Origin of the sequence: Chitinophaga sp. YR627 (genome assembly GCF_900114995.1) — a bacterium.
Classification (GTDB): domain Bacteria; phylum Bacteroidota; class Bacteroidia; order Chitinophagales; family Chitinophagaceae; genus Chitinophaga.
The window spans coordinates 299,759-319,497 of sequence record NZ_FOUX01000003.1; the positions used below are offsets into that span (position 1 = coordinate 299,759).

The window sequence follows — 19,739 nt, forward strand, 5'->3', positions numbered from 1 at the left end:
TACCACTTATTCAACGAACGAGGTCCGGCCTCCATCCAGCTCAGCGACATCTATGAGAAAATGCTCTTCATCCACTTCAAAATCGCCTGCTTTCATGTTTTTCAGGGTCAGTGTCTTCCAGGAGCGGGTCGGGTGGATAAATACCATCTGTTCTCCGGCGGTTGTCACTTTCACCGGCATACTAAAATCAGGGACGTCAGCCTCCCAGCGATATCTGACCAGCAGGTTATTCCCCTGTTCCTGCAGAGTGTATGCCAGCCGGGGCAGATGAGTATATTTCAAATACTGATTGAAAAATGGGCTATAGTCATGTCTTGTGAACTGGTTGATATAGCCGATCAGGCTCTCCGAAGAAAGCGTCTGATACCGGAAATGCTGCTGGATACCTTTAAGCAGACCGAACCAGAGGGTGTCATTGTGCAGTACATTCCGGAATGTATGCAACATCAGACTACCTTTGGTGTACATGTCATTGATGTCATAGAAAATGTGGTTCACATCGTATTCCCCGATCACCGGCTCCTTATTACCAACACCGTTTTTCTGGTCATTCAGGAACACGGTAGCCATCTCTTTGTCATACAGCTCCTCTATCACTAAAGATTCCGCATAAGTGGCAAATGCTTCATGCATCCACATATCTGCCATGTCTTTGCAACTGATCGCATTTCCCCACCATTCATGGGCTGCTTCATGCCATACGAGGGCTGGCAGTTCCGGCAACTGATTTCTGTTGATCTTGCCGATACAGACACCGCTCTGGTGTTCCATAGGGTAGGGGCTTTCCAGTAAGGTAAATCCGTCCCTCGGGAAGGGATAAGGACCAAAGCTTTTCTCATAACAGGCCAGCATCTGTTTTACTTTGGCAAAAAGCCGCTTTGCGGCTTCAAGATTGTAGGGCATCACGTAATAGTCAATAGTAAGACTGTCGGCGCCCACATAGAGGTCTGTATAATGTGCATACTTCCCGATACAGAAAGTAGCATTGTAATTGTTGATCGGATAGGTCACCGCCCATTCAAAGCGGATCTTTGTACCGACAGGTACTTTTTGGAGTAAACGGCCATTGGAGATCTCAGTAAAGCCATCCGGCACCGTAATCCAGATATGCATACTGTCCGGTTCGTCTGATAAATGGTCTTTACATGGCCACCACAGACTTGCCCCAGAACCCTGGCATACTACCTGTGCCCAGGGATTGCCTGCTTCATCCTTATCCCATAATACGCCTCCATTCATGGAAATACTTTTATCCGGCACCTGGGGCGTGCCTTCATAATAAACGGTGATTTCGCCGGTATTGCCGGCAATCTGTTTTTCAGGGAGTTGTACAAACACGGCGTCATATTCCCGGGTGTACGGCAATGGCTGACCTTTATACAGGATACGTTCAATCTGCATATTGGCATACAGGTCTATCTGCATCCTGTCAAAGGACTGCTCCACCTTATATCTGATCTTATTATTTCCCTTCAGAAAATGTCTGTCGAGGTCTACATCCACATCAAGATGGTAAAAGGTCACATCATAACAGGAGCGGAGTGGGGAGAGCTGTCCGCGGAGCGTATCCGCCCGGGTAAAGCCGTTCTGACGGTTAGAGACCTTCCTGACAACTTTCGCTGGAGGAGCCGTTTTCACTGAGTCTGGTAATTCTGGCTGAAGGATATTGTAATTCTCCCAGAAGGCAGCGTCGTAATTGCTGCCAATAAGATTATTCATAGAATTCTGATGACTGCTCACACCCGTCTGAAATTGCTGAACACTGTCCTTATCGATACCCGTTACCAGAAAATTGAAATCCCCGGTCCAGGGAATATTGCTGAGATTTCTTTTCCGGCTGTTGATCACCACATCCCAGTGCCGTAATACTGTGTGCAGGTAATATTTCCCCCGGAAGGCCTGGTAACTGATCGTCATTTTAATGCCGGTAAAATCAAGACTTCCGCCCACTACTTTTGACATGATCGTATACCGTAGGCCTCCTTTTCCATGTTTGTTAATATACTCATTCCCTTCAGGGGTCGTTTCTACTTCAAATCTGACCATTGCCAGCGTGGCCTCATCGATATAGATATTACCCTTTATAATCCCCTTTCTGGAGTTTTTCTTTGGTGTGATCCGGATGACCAGCAATTGACGTTCCCCCTCTGCGATCGTCTCTGCCAGGGTATAATTGTAATAGCGGAAATTATGCGGCGCGAGGATACTATTCTTTACGCTGTTGTATTTGATGATATCTTCTCCAAGCGAACTATATGCGGTATTGGTAATATTACCGATCCATCCATAGAATTGTGGATCATTATTGGGGGGAGAAGGTATTTTCCGGCCTTTGATGATACGTATCTGATCACGGTGTTCCTTGTCTCTGCGAAAAGTCCTGAAGACGTCCAGGACCGATTCATTATAATTCAGGGTATCGTTATCAAAATGAATATCCTCCCGGTAAAAGGCCGTCATCCGGGTATCGGTGGTATCATAGTTTTGGGGGATAGCTGCAATCGCCTTTTGCAATATCTCCAGTCCACTCTGCACATGTATCGCCACTTCCGGCAGGGAGATGACGGCAGGTGTGAGTCCGATGACTACCTGCTGGTCAGTAGTAGCGAACAATCTGGTCACAGGGCGGTAACCGATACAGGAGATCAGTACACTATCTGTTACCGACCGTTCCGGTATCTTAAAAGTGAACGTACCCAAATTATTACTGATGGTACCTGTACTGCTATTCTTCAACTGGATGTTGGCAGATGGAATAGGTTTATGGGTAGTCGCGTCTGTGATGATCCCGCTGATGATGATAAACCGGTCCTGACTGAAGGTCGGCAGACCAATCAGGAGTAAACATACAAGGAGTAGGAGTCGTGGATACATGGCTTCTTTTTTATCAGCAAAAGAAGCCTTTGCCCCTTGTTCTATCCACTCAAATCCGGATTTGAACAGTTTTTAAAGGGCTCATTTACAGGGTTCAGGCCATTTTATCCTGGTTATTCATGTATTCCCTGGGCGACATGCCGGTATTATTCCGGAAGGCACGCTGAAAGGTGGGGAGGGAGTTAAAACCCGATTCAAGCGCCAGGCTCATGATGGTATATTGCTCCTGTTGGGATTCCGCAATTTTCTGTTTGAAGGCGGCGACCCGGTATTCATTTACAAATTCATTAAAGCTCTTTTGGAGATGCTGGTTTAATACTGCGGAGATGGTTTTCGGCGGTAATCCGGTATGCTGTGCCACCAGGGAAAGGTTTAGCTCCGGATTCAGGTACAGTCGATCCTGTTCCATGGCTTTCATCAGTAACGGTACTGCTTCCCCAATGATCGTATCAGGAATAGGTGCGGGAGGAGCTGCTGCTTTTTTTGCCGCCGTTTCCTCTTCTGCTGTCATCATATATCCCTTGATTCCAAGGTAATAGATCAGTATCACCAGAGGAATGTATACGGGGTACCAATCCACCATATCCAGCAGCTTGTCTGTATACTTTGGAATCACATAAGGCACCAGGTAGATAAACCAGATCAGCTGAAAGACCAGGAAGACTTTCAGGAACTGTCTTATCCAGCGAAGGTGTTTTTCATTATTGACCTGGGCGACAGAAATATACCGGTAAGAGAGATATACATAAATGGTCATAGAAAGCCATCGGGGGATATCCGCATACACATTATAGGTATCGATCGCGATTCCCCAGGGTTGCGGGTGATTCCTGAATATACCACCCAGTACGCCACCAACATAGGTCAGAGCGATCAGCTGGGGAACGATATCAATGATGGTAGTGTAGAAATGAGGGGCGTGTGCTGTGGTCAACCTGAACGACGGGTCAAGACCTGATTTTACATAGAAATAAAGTAATGGCCCCATCGGCATGACCACGACGAGTGGTACAAAATTCAGCAGGAATCTCAGTAACGGTAGTTCATTAATCCAGTTGGACTCAAAAATATGCAGGTTCAGGCAGGCCGTTGCGATGAGCAGGATCAGTATAGCGAGCAGGCGATCTCTTGCCGGACGTTTCCTGGCAAAGAACAACAGTCCACTCATAATGAAGCCTTGCAGGGCGCCAAGCAACATCAGGGTACTGAATATTCCGGAGAAGCTCATCGGGTTAAATTAAGACCTCCTGAAGGTATTAAATCGGTCGTTACGATCCGATATATTTTTCTCTGGATGCGTAGATCCCCTCCATATGTTTAGCCGCCCATTCTGCCAGACCTTCCATATGTGGTAACAGACTGGCGCCTCTTTCCGTGAGTGCATACTCTACACGGGGTGGTATCTCCGGGAAAACTGTTCTGGTGATCAGGCCGTCGGCTTCCAGTGATTTCAGGGTGACGGTCAGCATTTTCTGCGAGATATCCCCGATCAGGTTGTGCAGTTTGTTGAATCGCAATGTGCCTTCTACTCCCAGTACAATGATCACTAACATTGACCATTTATCACCCAGTCGATCCAGGACATTTCTGACAGCGCACTCCCCATCAGTATCTGAATATTTTTTCCAATCTTCTTTTGTCATAACAAATTGATAATCAAAATTACTTACTTCCACGTAACCAGCTGATATTCAAGTGCCTTCTTGTCAGCTATTTGCTACGCAACTACCTTTGACTTACCAAAAGTAAGTTAAGGTAATTAGGTAACCAATACTATTAAATCTAAGAAAATGGGTAAAATACTAGTGACAGGCGTAACAGGACATCTTGGTCGTGCTGTATTAGATAAACTGCTGGTAAAAGTACCGGCCTCAAATGTGAAGGTCCTGGTCCGCGATGCGGCCAAAGCGGAGGCATTCAAACCACTGGGCGTGGAGATCGCTATTGGCAATTATGATGACAAAGCGTCTCTCGTGGCTGCATTCCAAGATACTGACAAACTGTATTTTGTATCCGGCAATGATGTAGCAAATCGCGGTCCGCAGCACGAGAACGTAGTCAATGCTGCGATCGATGCTAAAGTGGGCCACGTAATCTACACCAGTGTACAGCGCAAAAACGAATCCGCCACTTCCCCACTGGCATTCGTAGCGTCTACCCACCTGCTGGTAGAGCATCTGCTGAAAACCTCCGGACTCAGGTATACGATCATGGAGCATGGCTTATATGCGGAGGTTATTCCAATGTTTGTAGGCGATAGAGTACTGGAAACAGGCATTATCTTCCAGCCTGCCGGAGAAGGCAAAACAGCTTATGCATTACGTGAGGATATGGCGGAGGCCGGCGTAGCCGTACTGACAGGAGAGGGGCATGAAAACCGCAGTTATGTGATCACGGGTTCAAAAGCCATTTCTTATACAGAGATCGCGGCGGCTATTACAGCAGCTACCGGCAAACAGGTAAATTATGTATCCCCGACAGTAGAAGCATTTAAAGAAGAACTGACCAAAGTAGGTGTACCGGAGATGTATATAGGTTTGTTTGCGGGCTTTAGTACAGCCGTTAAAGATGGAGAATTTGCTGAAGTGAGCGGTGATCTGGAACAACTGATTGGTCGTAAGAGTGGTAGTGTAGAGGATTACCTGAAAACAGTTTACGGTAAATGACACTTTTAAATATCGGACAGGGAAACAAAACTCCAATTAGTTGGAGTTTTGTTTCCCTGTTTTTTGGGACATATAAAAATTCCGAAAAAAGCATCTAGATATCAATTAGTTATCTATTATTTATCCTTCAGCAGATTGTCCTCCCTGTGTTGAAGAAATAACCCCAGGACTATACGATAACAAATTATTCACACGTTAATGCTATATCCATTTTAGCTATTCTTCTCTTTTTTTGTACTTTTATTTTTTGGGTCACTCAATTATTGCGGGCGTCGTAAACAGAACCATCAAGGTTACAATAAATCAGCTATTATTCCCTTTGTTTGCCTGCATAACGAGTCACTCGTTTTATATTATCCTTAAGTTTTATATACCGATGAGGTTTTTCCTGCTTATTCTGGCAATTTTAGTGGCGCACAATGTTTACCCACAATGCTCTAACACATTTCGACTTTTATTAAAAGGCACTGGCAATGAGTCCGCATCAGATCTCAGACAATTACCTGGCGGCGATATTGTTATCGGTGGACAAACCAGCAGTTACGGTGCCGGTGGTAATGATTTGTTTGTTACCAGAATGACCAAAAATGGTCAGATCGTATGGAGCAAAACTTATGGCGGCTCAAACAATGAGCAGTTCAGAAGGTTAAGACTGAGCAGAGATGGAGATATCCTGGTGGTTGCCCAGACCGGTTCTTATGGTAAAGGAGGCGGCGAAGCCGTGGCAATGAGAATTGCACCAGACGGCACCCCCAGATGGTCCCGCAAATTTTCAGATGTCAATGAAACCAGTCTTGGATTGGATATCTACAGCACAGCAGATAATGGCGTTGTTGTAAGTGGGGTTGGATATGGCAGTGGAGGGTTTTCAGACTGGCAGATCGTGAAATTAGATGCACTGGGAAATATCCAGTGGACTAAACGACTGGATTATCAGACAGCAGAAGGAGCTTATTCTGTAATACAAAAACGCGATACCCTTATTTTCACCGGGGACTCCAGAGCACCTAACGACTATACCTGCATTATTTCAAAAATGTCTGTTGTAGATGGTACCATTTACAGCACACGTTCATACACGATGGATAACCGGGGTGCTTTTAGCAGCAACATTGATTATTCGTCCGGAGAATATCGCGTAAACGTACATATCTTAAATGGCGCAGATTATACAACAAAGGCAGATGGCTTTATCATACTTGACACTGCATCACTGGCCCCTAAAAAAACTTTTAAGATAAATCCTGCTGCTGGTAACAATAGTTCATTTTTTACTGGTTTCTATCAGACTGCTGATGGAGGATACGTATATACAACAAGTCCATGGACGTCAAATGCCGGGTATCTTTACAAATTCGATCAGCAATCCAACCTGGTGTATACACGCAGGTTTACGGCTTCTTCGACATTTATCTGCTATTCAGTAATGGAAGATAGTGACGGTGCTATATGGGTGACGGGAAGCGAAAATAGTGAAGCAGTTGTAATCAAGGTGGATGCAGATGGCAACTTTGAAAATTGTACTAATGATCCGATAACAGGCACAACTACACCGACAACGTTTGTGGAGACACCCTTTACCTGGACACGTGAAGACGTTTATACATTCAATAACATTTCTTTTACACCAACCGTTCGCGATATTACATTCCAGATAGATTCCCTGTGTAAGGCTCCAACATGTGGCGCGATAGAACTGACAGGCCCTCAGGCCATCTGTAACCTTGCAGATTCAGCTACTTATGTTGCATCAAAAACTGGTATGTGCGCTACCAATCTGCTATGGACATTACCTGCAGGTGTTTCATCCCGTATGGTAAATGACTCTACAGTAAGACTGGTATTTCCTGCAGCAGGCACCTACATGATCATTGCAGAAAACAGCATTGCCTGCTCTGTCCTTCGGGATACCGTTACTGTTACAGTAGCACCTTCTCCCCACAGTATTAACCTTGGTAATGATACCCTCATTTGTAGTGCCAATCCACTTGTATTGAATGCAGGTGCAGGTTTCTCCCGTTATCTATGGCAGAATAACAGCACAGGACAGACACTTACGGTGAACGCATCCGGAACCTACTATGTAACTGCCTGGAACCTTTGTAATGAACAGTTTTCCGATACGATTGTAGTTAATTACCGTCAACTGGCCGACTTTACAGTTACGCCGCAGGACACGGCCTATTGTGTTGCACTTGGCCCGATACAGTTTTTAGCAGGCGGAGGTCATACCTACCAATGGACACCAGCTACCTATCTGAGTGATCCACAGATTGCTAATCCTGTCGGTACACCAATTGCGTCAATTCAGTATATGGTGACCATTACGGATACTGTTTGTCATATCAGCAGAGATCTGCCTGTAAATGTGACGGTAACACCTTCTCCCCGCAGCATCAATCTGGGTAATGATACCCTGCTGTGTAACGCAGGTACGCTGGTATTAGATGCCGGCGCCGGATTTACACGCTATCAGTGGCAGGATAACAGCACCACGCAAACGCTTTCTGTAAGCACCTCGGGTACTTATTATGTAAAAGCCTGGAACAACTGTAACGAAGAATTTACCGATACAATCGTAGTTAATTATCGTTTGCCGGCCGATTTCACGGTTACACCAATGGATACGACTTATTGTACACCACTGGCGCCAATACAATTTACAGCCACCGGCGGACATTTATACCAATGGACACCTGCTACTTACCTGAACGATCCACAGATCAGTAATCCGGTTGGTATGCCAACATCTTCCATCAATTATACAGTAACGATTACAGATACTGTCTGTAACCGTACACAGGACCTGACTGTAAGAGTAGCGGTAACACCATCTCCGGCTCTAAATCTGGGTAATGATACCCTGTTATGTAATGCCAGTACGCTGGTATTGGATGCCGGCGCCGGATTCGCCCGCTATCAGTGGCAGGACAACAGTACTGCGCAAACACTTTCAGTAAGCACCTCAGGTACTTATTATGTAAGAACCTGGAATAACTGTAACGAAGAATTTACCGATACAATCGTAGTTAGTTATCGCTTGCCAGCTGATTTCACGGTTACACCAATGGATACGACTTATTGTACACCGCTGGCACCGATACAATTCACAGCAACCGGCGGACATTTATACCAATGGACACCTGCTACTTATCTGAACAATGCTCAGATCAGCAATCCGGTTGGTATGCCAACATCTTCCATTAATTACACAGTGACTATTACAGATACTGTCTGCAACCGTACCCAGGACCTGAACGTAAGAGTAGCCGTTACACCTTCTCCGAGCCTGAATCTGGGCAGCGATACTGTGTTGTGTAACGCGGGTACGCTCATACTGGATGCAGGCGCCGGATTTGCACGCTACCAATGGCAGGACAACAGCACCGGCCAGACACATACACTGAGCACAGCTGGCACTTACTATGTAAACGCATGGAACAGCTGTAATGAAGAGGTGTCAGATACAGTGCAGGTTAGCTATCGTTTGCCAAACTTCTCGGTTACACCTTTGGATACTGCCTATTGTACGGCTACTAATCCGATCAGATTCTCTGCGAGTGGCGGTCAGATATACAGATGGAGCCCTGCAACATATCTGAATAATGCACAGATCAGCAATCCTGTTGGTACGCCGGATGCTTCGATCCTTTACAACGTAACAATTACAGATACCGTTTGTAACCGTACGAGAGATCTGTCAGTAAGTATCACTGTGAATGAAGCGCCAGATTTAGTGTTGTCCAAGTCTAATGATATCAACTGTTCTGTAGCAGTTACGCAATTATTGGTAACAGGCGCCAGCCGTTACGAATGGGTACCGGACGTTTCATTAAGTGCACTGAACATTCCTAATCCGCTTGCTAAACCAGATCGTACAACAACTTATACGGTGAGAGGATTTAGCGATCTGGGTTGCGAGACGATCGATTCTATCACAGTAAATTTTGACCAGGTGGGCATCTCTACTATCCAGCTCCCGGGTGCATTTACACCAAATGCAGATGGACGTAATGATATTTTCCGTGTGATAGCAGCAGGTACAGTACAAGTGAAAGAGTTCTCCATATTTAATCGTTGGGGAGAACTGATATTCACCAGCAATAGTGGTGCGAAAGGCTGGGATGGAAGGTACAAAGGCATTATGCAGGAGTCCGGTGCGTATTACTGGTTTGTGAAAGCAGTTAGTCCTTGTGGGGGCGATTTATTTAAAAAAGGGAGCGTAATACTTATCAGATAATCTCTATATTGTGTAATATTGCGCTAATTTTTATAATCATGAAAGAGAATATATTCGGAAGGATTTTGTCGAAAATACCGTATTTACGTTATGCTCACTTCTATAGGAAAAATGCCGCTCACAGACCCGGACATTTCTATTCTCCCGTTGTAGACTTACATGATCTGAAAAGCCGTGAGGAGCAGATATGGGCTCCAAAGCCACTAAAAGGCATTGATATGAACGATCAGCAACAGCACGCGCTGATGACCGATCTCATAGAAGCGTCTAAAGTGATTCCGTTCTCGTCTCAGCCGTCACAGAATGGCTTCAGGTATTATTTTGACAATAAAACCTACGCGCATGCAGATGGTTTGGCATTGTTTAATATTCTGATGAAATATAAGCCTAAGCGTGTAATTGAGATCGGTTCCGGATTCTCTTCGTCGCTGATGCTTGATACGAATGATAAATTCCTGAATAACAGCATTCACTTCACTTTTATAGAGCCTAATCCATCTATTTCCCTGAACCGCTTATTGCGTCAGGAGGACTATAAAAATACAGATGTAAGGGAACAACTGGTGCAGCAGGTAGATCCACAGATCTTTACGACACTGCAGGAGAATGATATATTGCTGATCGACAACTCACACGTTTCCAAAACAGGTAGCGATGTGAATTATTTAATGGCTGAGGTATTACCTATTCTTAATAAAGGGGTAATTGTCCATATTCACGATATATTCTATCCTTTTGAGTATCCAAAAGAGTGGCTGTTCGAACATAAGCTGAACTGGAACGAGATATACACCGTTCACAACTTCCTGCTTTTTAATAGTGCATTTGAAATACTATTCTTCTCAGATTATATGCAACAGCAAACGAAAGGACAGTACGCGGATAAAGCACCCCTGTTCTTTAAAGACAGGCCAGGTAGTCTGTGGATCAGGAAAGTACAGTAAGTAAGCGATCTATACGTATATATAGAATAAAAAAGGAGGTTCTTATGAACCTCCTTTTTTATTCTTTGATCTGAATTAGTTTTCCATCCTGAAACTTCAACCAGGAACCGGCAGGGTAATAAAACCAGGTTTCTATTACGTGCGCACCTACCTGTGTTTTTACCCTATCGCTGGGGTAGCCCCAGGCGGCTTCACACATATTCTGATTCATGCCCATTTTTACTTTGCCGTCAGCAATGATATTCCCGTTTGCGGTTCCAAATTGTTTGATCATTGACTCCCGGTAGGCTTTAATGTCTTTTTGCAACTGTTTCTTATCGGCTTCTTCTTTCGCCAGTGCTGCTTCCTGTTCAGCTTTTTCTTTCTGTTTAACCGCCAGGTATCGCTCTTCCGACCAGATATAAAATAGAGAGAGTTGTTTATCAAGCGAGCCTCTGTCATCTATCTGCACGGCAATTTCTTTCTGGGCATCATTACGAAGGATGAGGTGTAGTTTGCCGAAGAAATTTTCATCAAACAGGAACGTCAGTTCTGTACATTGCCATTTACTACCTTGTACATACCCGAGCGTTTGCTTATCAAGCGGGTTGTAAAAGCTGGAAGGAGCGAAGCTTTCCTCAATAAAGTAAACAGGTTTATTTACCCAGGTCTGTTTGAGTTTTTCCAGATAGCCTTTGGTGAAAACGGCAATACCGGACTCGCGCCGGCCGTAGATCTTCCATTGTACTTTTTCACCATCCGCATCCTTTAAAGTGACCTGCGTCTGGCAAAGGTTATCTTCTTCTTTAAGGATTTCCCAGCCGGTAACGGTAAATGTCCTGTTCTCAAGGGCACTGTAAGGCGTAACGGCTTCTCCGGAGTAGGAGCTATGCTGTATGTAGATAGGTTTGTACAGATTACTCAGGACATCGTTGGTCTTTTTAGCAGTAGCGGCGGGTAATTTTATTTTGGCGATCGGAATGCCCGCATAACTGATAGATGGACCACTTCTGGACGCTTCTTTTGCAGGGTTACCTGCAACACCCTGAAGGGATGTCTGCTTGTCAGAAAAGAAATCTTTGAACGTAGTGTCCTGTTTCGCATAACCTTTAAAATACGGGCTTCTTTGTGCGAAATAGAATTCCTGACCGATCATAGATGCAGGATCGAACTGGCACTTGATGTTTTCAACGTTGACGGTACTGTCATAGGCTTTTTTTACCGGCTGATTGTTTTGTACGCTGCGATACCCAACTTGTCCCAATGCGGCATGCGCAGTCAGAAGGGCTACGATAAAGGGGAGCTTATTCATTGACTTTACGATATAGGGTTTAAAGAAGGGGCAAGGTAGTCGATATAAATGGAAAAAGCCTTACCGGTAAATTACCAGTAAGGCTTTTTTTGTGGTCCCACCAGGGCATGATCCTGGGACCCCCTGATTATGAGTCAGGTGCTCTAACCAACTGAGCTATAGGACCTGTTCTTTTCAGAACGAATATTTTGAAACTTTCTCGAGGGTTCCCTTTTCAGGGACCGCAAAAGTAATTCATTCAATTCAATAAACCAACAAGCTATTGACATTTTTATTTATACAGTATACCTCTAATAATAGGACTTCTTACCAGCACTGTATAAATTTGCATTTTCTCATTCACCAGTATATACGATGAAAGGCATTAAACATATCATTTTCGATCTGGGCGGGGTAATTATCAATCTGGATTACCAGCTGACCTACAAGGCGTTTGAAACACTGGGTGTAAAGGAATTCACCAGTTTGTACAATCAGTTTTCGCTGAACTCACTTTTTGACGATCTGGAAACAGGGAAGGTAGCACCTGAAGTTTTCCTGGATGAGATGCAGAAGCATACGGCGCCGGGTACTACGCACCAGCAGATCACTGATGCGTGGAATGCGATGTTGCTTGACTTCCCTTTACGCAGATTGCAGATCCTGCAGCAATTAAGGCAGCATTACGGGGTGTATTTGCTGAGCAATACGAACGAGATACACATGCAGGCTTTTAATAAAATATTGGAGGAGAGCAGGGGAATACCTTCGCTGGCGGCGTTTTTTGACAAGGCGTATTATTCACACCAGATCGGGTTACGGAAGCCTTTTAAGGAATCGTTTCAACTGGTGTTGGATGAGAATGGTCTGGATCCTGCCGAGACCTTATTTATAGATGACACATTGCCGAACATTGAAGGCGCGAAGGTCGTTGGCCTGCAAACAATTCATTTACTGCCACCGAAGACGATGGCAGATATTTTCAAATAACGGTCAGGACTACTTGATCTCTTCAAAATCGAGGTAATCTCCTTTGTCGGCTTTAGGGGCGGCAGCGCGTTGCTGCTGTTGTTGCTGCGCCTGAGCAGCCTGTCTCTGAGCCTGTTCCTGTTGCTGGTACTGACGGCGAAGATGCTCCTGAATATCTCCCATCTGTCTGCGTACGTGTTTTGTGGACTGATACACAGGTACGATGAAATCGAACACCAGTTTATACAGTAACCAGAACACAAAGGCCAAAAATGCATATTTCAGTATCATAAGGGCAAATTTAGCAGTTAATCTGTTTTCAGGGCGGAAAAAAGAGGGGGTTTAAGTTTTCTTTAACAGCCCTGAAAACAGCTAAAAGTTTATAGGCCAAGCAGTGCCGCGCTTTCGAGTGCTGCCTTCTTGTTATGCTCCCAGGCTAATTTACGGTGATTGATCGCATCCACAATAGTACCTATCACACAAAGGCCACCGGTCAGGAAGTAGAGTATCCCCATTCCGATCTGGTTCAGGATAAAGCGGTGAATTCCCGCTGCGCCTACCAGTCCGATAAGGCAGCAGATCAGTATCAGGGAAGGTTCCTTACGGCGTCCCTGATAGATGGCCAGAAAGCGCTGGCGGTTTTCGGAAGAGTAATTTCTGGTCAGTTCCTGTAGCCATAAGAGCTCTTCCTGTTCAATGCCGGGAAGTGAGGAGAATGCATAGTCGTTCATGTATAGTGGTTTTTAAGTTCCGCAAAAGACTGCCATTGTAATCTGCCCAGCTGGATGGTCCGGTATACGAGTATCGCCAATGCGAAAGGACCGAGAAAGTGGCTTTCCAGGGCCGCTTTCCATTCTCCGTGCAACAGAAAACTGATTGAGTGACCGAGGCCGCAGCCGGGGCACCAGGAGACGCCCATCCGTCTGAGCACACAGAAACCAGGACCATTATTATTGTGGGGATCCATTAAATAAAGGAGTACCAGCGCTGTTGGCCAGACGAGTAATTCGAAATTAAGGCGTTGTATGTATGCTTTAATTTGCATGCCTGGGAGGGGGCAACAGTTATTAAATATTTTTGAAATCTATGCGGACAGGGAGTTTTCTCTTATTAATTTATTCCCTACAAGTTAAAGAAAATGTTCTTGGATCAAAATAAAATCCTAAATTTGCATAGGAAAATGATACTAACGAAGGGGACTGAGCGGTCCCCTTCTCGTTTTTTTATGGCAAATGAACAAGTGATAACAACGATCCGGGACATGGCTGCAGAGATGCTGTCACCCTATCCGGAATACTTCGTAGTAGATGTGCGGATAAAACCCACGAACAACATAAAACTCTTTGTAGATGGGGACAATGGCGTGCCGGTTGATAAGCTGGTAGCATTCAACCGAAACCTATACAGCAGGTTGGAAGAAGCCACGCTGTTTCCGGACAATGATTTTTCCCTGGAAGTATCTTCACCCGGACTGGACGAACCGCTGAAACTTCTCCGTCAATACGTAAAGAATATTGGTCGCAAGATAACTGTTACTTTATTGGATAATTCCGAGAAAGAGGGTACGCTATTGTCTGTGACAGAAGCGGTTGTGACAATTGAGGAGCAGGTAGGGAAGAAGAAGGAGAAAAAAACAACCGAAATAAATTTAAATGAAATCAAGCACACAAAGGTGTGCATCGTGTTTTAAAATATATAATATAACCGAAACATGGCTAGTATTAACCTGATTGAGTCATTCACGGAGTTTAAAGAGGCGGAAAACATTGACCGCCCGACGTTGATGAAAGTGTTGGAAGATGTGTTCAAAACTCTTCTCCGTAAAAAGTATGGCTCTGATGAGAACTTTGACGTGATTGTAAATACTGAGAAAGGTGACCTGGAGATTTTACGCCGCCGTACCATTGTTACAGATGGAGAGGTAGAAGATGATAATGCCCAGATCGCTTATTCGGAAGCCATTTTAGTTGAACCAGACTACCAGGTAGGTGAAGACCTTTACGAGGAAGTAGAGATCCTGGATTTCGGCCGCAGGGCCATCCTGGCTGCAAAGCAGACTCTTTCTGCCCGTATCGGAGACCTGAAAAAGAATATACTTGTAAAGAAATATGCTGACCGTGTGGGTGAAATTGTAACCGGTGAAGTGTACCAGGTATGGAAAAAAGAAGTTTTATTGCTTGATGATGAAAGGAATGAGTTAATTTTACCTAAATCTGAACAAATTCCTACCGATTATTTCAAGAAAGGTGAAAATGTAAGGGCAGTAGTTAAAAAAGTGGAGATGAAGAACAACGCTCCGCTCATCATACTTTCCCGCACCCATCCTACCTTCCTGGCTAAATTGCTGGAAATTGAAGTTCCCGAGATCTTTGACGGCCTTATCGTAATTAAGAAAATCGTACGCGAACCAGGAGAAAGAGCTAAAGTAGCTGTGGAGTCCTATGACGACCGCATCGACCCTGTAGGAGCCTGCGTGGGTATGAAAGGTAGTCGTATTCACGGCATTGTACGTGAACTGCGTAACGAGAATATCGATATCATTAACTATACCGCTAATATTCAGCTGCTTATCCAGCGTGCACTCACGCCTGCAAGGATCAGCCGCATGGAGGTAGATAATGAGAATAAATATGCTTCTGTTTTCCTCAAGGCAGATCAGGTGTCTCTGGCGATCGGTAAAAAAGGCGTCAATATAAAACTGGCCTGCGAATTGACGGGTTATGAGATTGATGTCTTCCGTGACGAAGAACAGGAACAGGCAGAATATGACATTGACCTGGCAGAATTCTCCGACGAGATCGAAGAATGGGTACTGGATGAACTCAAACGTATTGGTTGTGACACCGCTCGCAGTGTACTTGACCTGACAGTAGAGGAACTGGTACGCCGCTCAGACCTTGAAGAAGAAACAGTAAAAGACATAAGAAGAATACTACAGGAAGAATTTGATAAAGAGTAGGTTCGCACCACTAACTTCCCCGGGATGTGGGCTTGCTCGACAGAAAGTATTTTTTAGTTATTGTTAATTGTTAAAAAGGAGTCCCGTTAGCCAACGGGAAAAATGGGGAGGCCCGAGATTACAATATGCCTGAAGTAACAAACAACACGCCACGATTGCTGGCTGCAGCCAAGGAGTTCAATATTGGTAAGGAAACGTTAATCGACTTCCTTGCTAATAAGGGCTATGATATGGGCGGCTTTGGCTCGCCTAACGCGCGCCTGACGTCTCAGATGTATGCAGCTTTGCAGTCTGAATTCCAGCAGGACAAGGCTAATAAACGCAAAAGCGATCAGATAGCCCTGCCTAAAGGAAGCGTGTTAGATGCAATGAAGAAGAAAGAGAAAGAAGAAGCAGAGGCAGCAGCCAAAAAGAAAGAAGCAGCTCCTAAAGAGGAACCCACTCCCGCGGTTGCAGTTGAAGCACCCAAACCCGAACCAAAACCTGAACCGAAGCCGGAACCAAAGGCCGAGCCGAAGCCCGAACCAAAACCGGAGCCAAAGCCTGAACCTAAACCCGAGCCGGTACCGGTTGCGGAAGTCAAACCACCTGTTGCAAAAACAGAAGAAGCGCCGAAAGAGCCTGTCGCAGCACCTCAGCAACCTGTTGCCGAGAAAACGCCGCCAGTACAGCCGCAGAAACCGGAGCCTCAGGAAGTTATAAAAACAGACACGCCAAGGATCAATGGCCCGAAAGTCGTGGCAACTATTGACCTGGATGCACTGAACAGACCAAAGAAACCACCTGTTCCTCCGGTTACCAAACCAGAACAGGAAGAGAAACCGGCTGCCGCAAGACAACCGGAACCTCCAGCCAGTGAGAAAGCGCCGGTAAAAGAACCAGCGCCGCAACCACCGGTACAACCGCAACAACCCGTTGCACAACAGCAAGCTCCGGTAGAGCCAGCAAAACCTGCTGTACAACCGGAAGTGAAACCAGTGCAACCCGTTCAGCCAGTACAAAAAGTAGAATCACTAGTACAACAAGAAAAAACAACTGCACCCGCTGCTGAAAAACCTGCTGTCCCCGCTGTAGAACAGAAACAAGCGCCGGCAGCCGAAAAACCGGCAGCTGCTCAGGAAAAAACAAAAGAACCGGCGGAAGTGAAACAGCCAATCACACAAAAACCGGCCGCACAGCATATGACCGAAGTTGCAGCAGCAGATATTGCATCAGCACCAGCATCAGAGCAGGACGATAACGGAAGCACTGCCGTTATCGAAAACATTCAGGCAGAAAAACTCACCGGTCCAAAAGTGATCGGTAAAATCGAACTGCCTGTTCACTCAGAAAGACGTGATAATAAGGGTAACAATAATTTCAACCGCGGTGGCAATAATAATAACAACAATGCCGACAACAACCGTAAGCGGAAACGCATCATAGTTGAAAAGAAACCAGAACCTGTTCAACCAGGCGATCTTTCTAAAGGTGGTAACACAGAAAACCGTAATTCCGGTAACCGCGATTTCAACAGAGATAACAGAAATACCGGTAACCGCGATAATCGCGATAATAATAATAATAACAGGCCAGGCGGCGGTCAGAACAGACCTCACGCAGCGCCAAACCGCGACGGACGTCCAGGTGGACCAGGTCAGCACGGTGGCGGTGGTAACAGACCAGGCGGCGGCCAGCATGGCAATCGTCCGGGTGGACCAGGCCAGCACGGTGGTGGTAACAGACCAGGTGGCGGTCAGCATGGCAACAGACCAGGCGGTAACTTCGGTAACCGTCCGGGTGGTCAGCATGGCGGCTACGGTAACCGTGACAATAATGCTAACAGACGTCCGGAAGATAAGGAGATCGACAAAAACGAAATCCAGAACAAGATCAAGGAAACCATGGCCAAAATGGGTGGTGGTAACCGCGGTAAAAACGTCAAAGCAAAACAACGCCGTGAGAAACGCCACGAGCTCGCTGAGCAACTGGCCAACAAAGGCGCTGAAAATAATAAACTCCAGGTCACTGAGTTCGTTTCCGTTAGTGAACTCGCTAACCTGATGGATGTTAGCTTCGCCGAAGTAATCTCAAAATGTATGGGACTCGGTATCATGGTATCAATCAACCAGCGTCTGGACGCAGAGGTGATTGAACTGGTAGCCGGCGAGTTCGGTTACGAAGTGGAATTCATCGGTGTGGATGACGCAGATGAAATGGAGGAAGAAGAAGTAACTGATAACGAGGAAGATCTGGTACCAAGAGCACCTATCGTGACTATCATGGGTCACGTAGACCACGGTAAGACCTCCCTCCTTGACTATATCCGTAACGCCAATGTGGTGTCCGGTGAAGCGGGTGGTATCACCCAGCACATCGGTGCTTACCAGGTAGAAACCTCTTCCGGTAAGAAACTGACCTTCCTGGATACACCGGGTCACGAAGCGTTTACCGCGATGCGTGCCCGTGGTGCCAAAGTAGCGGATATCGCCATCATCGTTATCGCTGCGGATGACGCCATCATGCCACAGACACGTGAAGCGATCTCCCACTCACAGGCCGCAGGTCTGCCAATGGTATTCGCAATCAACAAGGTGGATAAAGACGGCGCTAATCCTGAAAAGATCAAAGAACAGCTGGCCGGTATGAACCTGCTGGTAGAAGACTGGGGTGGTAAATACCAGAGCCAGGAAATTTCTGCCAAGAGCGGTCTGAACATAGACGTCCTGCTGGAAAAAATACTCCTGGAAGCAGAATTACTCGAACTGAAAGCCAATCCGAACAGAGAAGCTTCCGGTAGCGTGATCGAAGCATCCCTCGATAAAGGCCGCGGTTACGTGGCTACCCTGCTCGTACAAAGCGGTACCCTCCGCCAGGGTGATACGATCGCCTCCGGTTCTAACTTCGGTAAGATCAAGGCGATGTTTAACGAACGCGGACAGCGTGTTGAATCCGTAGGACCTTCTTCACCTGTACAGGTGCTCGGTCTGAACGGCGCGCCTCAGGCTGGTGAGAAATTCCGTATGTACGAAAACGAATCCGAAGCTAAAGAAGTGGCTAACCGCCGTGCTCAGATCATCCGTGAACAAGGTATCCGTACCAAGAAACACATCACGCTGGATGAGATCGGACGCCGTCTTGCGCTGGGTAACTTCAAACAGCTCAACCTCATCATCAAGGGTGACTTTGACGGTTCCGTAGAAGCATTAAGCGATTCCCTGCAGAAACTCTCTACTGAAGAAATCGTTGTGAGCGTGGTGCACAAGGCAGTAGGTCAGATCACAGAATCCGACGTATTGCTGGCAACAGCTTCCGATGCGATCATCGTAGGTTTCCAGGTACGTCCTTCCTCTCAGGCTTCCAAACTGGCAGAGAAAGAGAATATCGAGATCCGTACCTACTCTATCATCTACGACGCTATCGACGAACTCAAGAGCGCGATGGAAGGGATGCTGGAGCCAAAAATCGAGAAGAAAGTGGTGGCCAACGTGGAAATCCGCGAAACTTACCGCTTCGACAAGGTTACCGTTGCTGGTTGCTTCGTCCTCGATGGAAAGATCACCAGAAACACCCGTGTCAACCTGGTACGCGATGGTATCGTAATCTATACCGGCGAACTGCAATCCCTGAAACGTTACAAAGACGACGTGAAGGAAGTTGCGAGCAACATGGAGTGTGGTCTGAGTATCAAGAACTACAGCGCCCTGCAAGTTGGCGATATCGTAGAAGGCTTCGAAGAAGTAGAAGTAAAGAGAACTTTGTAATATCAGTATAAACTTTTGTTAAAAAGATAAGCCGCTATCATGCGGCTTATTTTTTATTGGCTATTTTTGAAATT

At 45.9% G+C, this 19,739-nt stretch carries 14 protein-coding genes and 1 tRNA gene; 7 read left to right on the forward strand and 8 right to left on the reverse strand.

The features are described 5' to 3' along the window. Nucleotides 1–6 precede the first annotated feature (6 nt). From BMZ72_RS16635 to BMZ72_RS16645, 3 genes are all read right to left on the reverse strand, one after another. A complete protein-coding gene (locus tag BMZ72_RS16635) occupies nt 7–2,874 on the reverse strand; it encodes a M1 family metallopeptidase (RefSeq protein ID WP_089810292.1) in 2,868 nt (955 codons plus the stop codon). A gap of 94 nt (nt 2,875–2,968) precedes the next feature. After that, nucleotides 2,969–4,102 (reverse strand): helix-turn-helix domain-containing protein, encoded by a 1,134-nt coding sequence (locus BMZ72_RS16640; RefSeq protein ID WP_089810294.1) that lies wholly within the window; start codon nt 4,100–4,102, stop codon nt 2,969–2,971. Nucleotides 4,103–4,142: 40 nt separating this feature from the next. Further along, the gene (locus tag BMZ72_RS16645) at nt 4,143–4,517 is read right to left on the reverse strand and encodes a winged helix-turn-helix transcriptional regulator (RefSeq protein ID WP_089810296.1); all 375 of its coding nucleotides are present in this window, start codon (nt 4,515–4,517) and stop codon (nt 4,143–4,145) included. A gap of 147 nt (nt 4,518–4,664) precedes the next feature. Between BMZ72_RS16645 and BMZ72_RS16650 the strand changes: the two genes are divergently transcribed. From BMZ72_RS16650 to BMZ72_RS16660, 3 genes are all read left to right on the forward strand, one after another. Then, nucleotides 4,665–5,540 carry an SDR family oxidoreductase gene (locus BMZ72_RS16650; protein WP_089810298.1) on the forward strand — a complete coding sequence of 292 codons (876 nt, stop codon included), beginning with the start codon at nt 4,665–4,667 and terminating at the stop codon, nt 5,538–5,540. Between the two features lie 376 nt (nt 5,541–5,916). Then, a complete protein-coding gene (locus tag BMZ72_RS16655) occupies nt 5,917–9,780 on the forward strand; it encodes a T9SS type B sorting domain-containing protein (protein ID WP_089810300.1) in 3,864 nt (1,287 codons plus the stop codon). A gap of 38 nt (nt 9,781–9,818) precedes the next feature. Next, on the forward strand, nt 9,819–10,724 hold the full coding sequence (locus BMZ72_RS16660) for a class I SAM-dependent methyltransferase (protein WP_089810302.1): 906 nt from the start codon (nt 9,819–9,821) through the stop codon (nt 10,722–10,724). Between the two features lie 58 nt (nt 10,725–10,782). Here the strand turns inward: BMZ72_RS16660 and BMZ72_RS16665 are convergent, their stop codons facing one another. Together BMZ72_RS16665 and BMZ72_RS16670 are read right to left on the reverse strand one after the other, a co-directional pair. Continuing rightward, the gene (locus BMZ72_RS16665) at nt 10,783–12,015 is read right to left on the reverse strand and encodes a hypothetical protein (protein ID WP_089810304.1); all 1,233 of its coding nucleotides are present in this window, start codon (nt 12,013–12,015) and stop codon (nt 10,783–10,785) included. A 92-nt stretch (nt 12,016–12,107) separates the two neighbouring features. Beyond that, nucleotides 12,108–12,181 (reverse strand) — tRNA-Ile (locus BMZ72_RS16670). A 188-nt stretch (nt 12,182–12,369) separates the two neighbouring features. On the opposite strand from BMZ72_RS16670, the gene BMZ72_RS16675 reads away from it, so the two are divergent. After that, on the forward strand, nt 12,370–12,984 hold the full coding sequence (locus BMZ72_RS16675; RefSeq protein WP_089810306.1) for an HAD family hydrolase: 615 nt from the start codon (nt 12,370–12,372) through the stop codon (nt 12,982–12,984). A gap of 9 nt (nt 12,985–12,993) precedes the next feature. Here the strand turns inward: BMZ72_RS16675 and BMZ72_RS16680 are convergent, their stop codons facing one another. The 3 genes from BMZ72_RS16680 to BMZ72_RS16690 all read right to left on the reverse strand — a co-directional run bounded on the left by BMZ72_RS16680 (nt 12,994) and on the right by BMZ72_RS16690 (nt 14,008). Further along, complete coding sequence (locus tag BMZ72_RS16680) at nt 12,994–13,254, reverse strand: DUF4834 family protein (RefSeq protein WP_089810308.1); 261 nt, start codon at nt 13,252–13,254, stop codon at nt 12,994–12,996. A gap of 89 nt (nt 13,255–13,343) precedes the next feature. Continuing rightward, nucleotides 13,344–13,694 carry a TM2 domain-containing protein gene (locus BMZ72_RS16685; protein ID WP_089810309.1) on the reverse strand — a complete coding sequence of 117 codons (351 nt, stop codon included), beginning with the start codon at nt 13,692–13,694 and terminating at the stop codon, nt 13,344–13,346. Beyond that, nucleotides 13,691–14,008, reverse strand: coding sequence for a DUF2752 domain-containing protein (locus BMZ72_RS16690; RefSeq protein ID WP_089810311.1), 318 nt, complete (start codon nt 14,006–14,008; stop codon nt 13,691–13,693). Before BMZ72_RS16690 ends, BMZ72_RS16685 begins: the two co-directional genes overlap by 4 nt. Nucleotides 14,009–14,188: 180 nt before the next feature. On the opposite strand from BMZ72_RS16690, the gene rimP reads away from it, so the two are divergent. The 3 genes from rimP to infB all read left to right on the forward strand — a co-directional run bounded on the left by rimP (nt 14,189) and on the right by infB (nt 19,665). Next, on the forward strand, nt 14,189–14,653 hold the full coding sequence (gene rimP, locus BMZ72_RS16695; protein ID WP_255373219.1) for a ribosome maturation factor RimP: 465 nt from the start codon (nt 14,189–14,191) through the stop codon (nt 14,651–14,653). Between the two features lie 21 nt (nt 14,654–14,674). Beyond that, the gene (gene nusA / locus BMZ72_RS16700) at nt 14,675–15,922 is read left to right on the forward strand and encodes a transcription termination factor NusA (protein WP_012788326.1); all 1,248 of its coding nucleotides are present in this window, start codon (nt 14,675–14,677) and stop codon (nt 15,920–15,922) included. A gap of 125 nt (nt 15,923–16,047) precedes the next feature. After that, on the forward strand, nt 16,048–19,665 hold the full coding sequence (infB, locus tag BMZ72_RS16705; RefSeq protein WP_089810314.1) for a translation initiation factor IF-2: 3,618 nt from the start codon (nt 16,048–16,050) through the stop codon (nt 19,663–19,665). Nucleotides 19,666–19,739 lie beyond the last annotated feature (74 nt).

Bases quoted from the DNA above. Each gene is read 5' to 3' on its own strand.
- BMZ72_RS16635 (WP_089810292.1), bottom strand. From the start codon at position 2,874: ATGTATCCACGACTCCTACTCCTTGTATGTTTACTCCTGATTGGTCTG.
- BMZ72_RS16640 (WP_089810294.1), bottom strand. From the start codon at position 4,102: ATGAGCTTCTCCGGAATATTCAGTACCCTGATGTTGCTTGGCGCCCTG.
- BMZ72_RS16645 (WP_089810296.1), bottom strand. From the start codon at position 4,517: ATGACAAAAGAAGATTGGAAAAAATATTCAGATACTGATGGGGAGTGC.
- BMZ72_RS16650 (WP_089810298.1), top strand. From the start codon at position 4,665: ATGGGTAAAATACTAGTGACAGGCGTAACAGGACATCTTGGTCGTGCT.
- BMZ72_RS16655 (WP_089810300.1), top strand. From the start codon at position 5,917: ATGAGGTTTTTCCTGCTTATTCTGGCAATTTTAGTGGCGCACAATGTT.
- BMZ72_RS16660 (WP_089810302.1), top strand. From the start codon at position 9,819: ATGAAAGAGAATATATTCGGAAGGATTTTGTCGAAAATACCGTATTTA.
- BMZ72_RS16665 (WP_089810304.1), bottom strand. From the start codon at position 12,015: ATGAATAAGCTCCCCTTTATCGTAGCCCTTCTGACTGCGCATGCCGCA.
- BMZ72_RS16675 (WP_089810306.1), top strand. From the start codon at position 12,370: ATGAAAGGCATTAAACATATCATTTTCGATCTGGGCGGGGTAATTATC.
- BMZ72_RS16680 (WP_089810308.1), bottom strand. From the start codon at position 13,254: ATGATACTGAAATATGCATTTTTGGCCTTTGTGTTCTGGTTACTGTAT.
- BMZ72_RS16685 (WP_089810309.1), bottom strand. From the start codon at position 13,694: ATGAACGACTATGCATTCTCCTCACTTCCCGGCATTGAACAGGAAGAG.
- BMZ72_RS16690 (WP_089810311.1), bottom strand. From the start codon at position 14,008: ATGCAAATTAAAGCATACATACAACGCCTTAATTTCGAATTACTCGTC.
- rimP (WP_255373219.1), top strand. From the start codon at position 14,189: ATGGCAAATGAACAAGTGATAACAACGATCCGGGACATGGCTGCAGAG.
- nusA (WP_012788326.1), top strand. From the start codon at position 14,675: ATGGCTAGTATTAACCTGATTGAGTCATTCACGGAGTTTAAAGAGGCG.
- infB (WP_089810314.1), top strand. From the start codon at position 16,048: ATGCCTGAAGTAACAAACAACACGCCACGATTGCTGGCTGCAGCCAAG.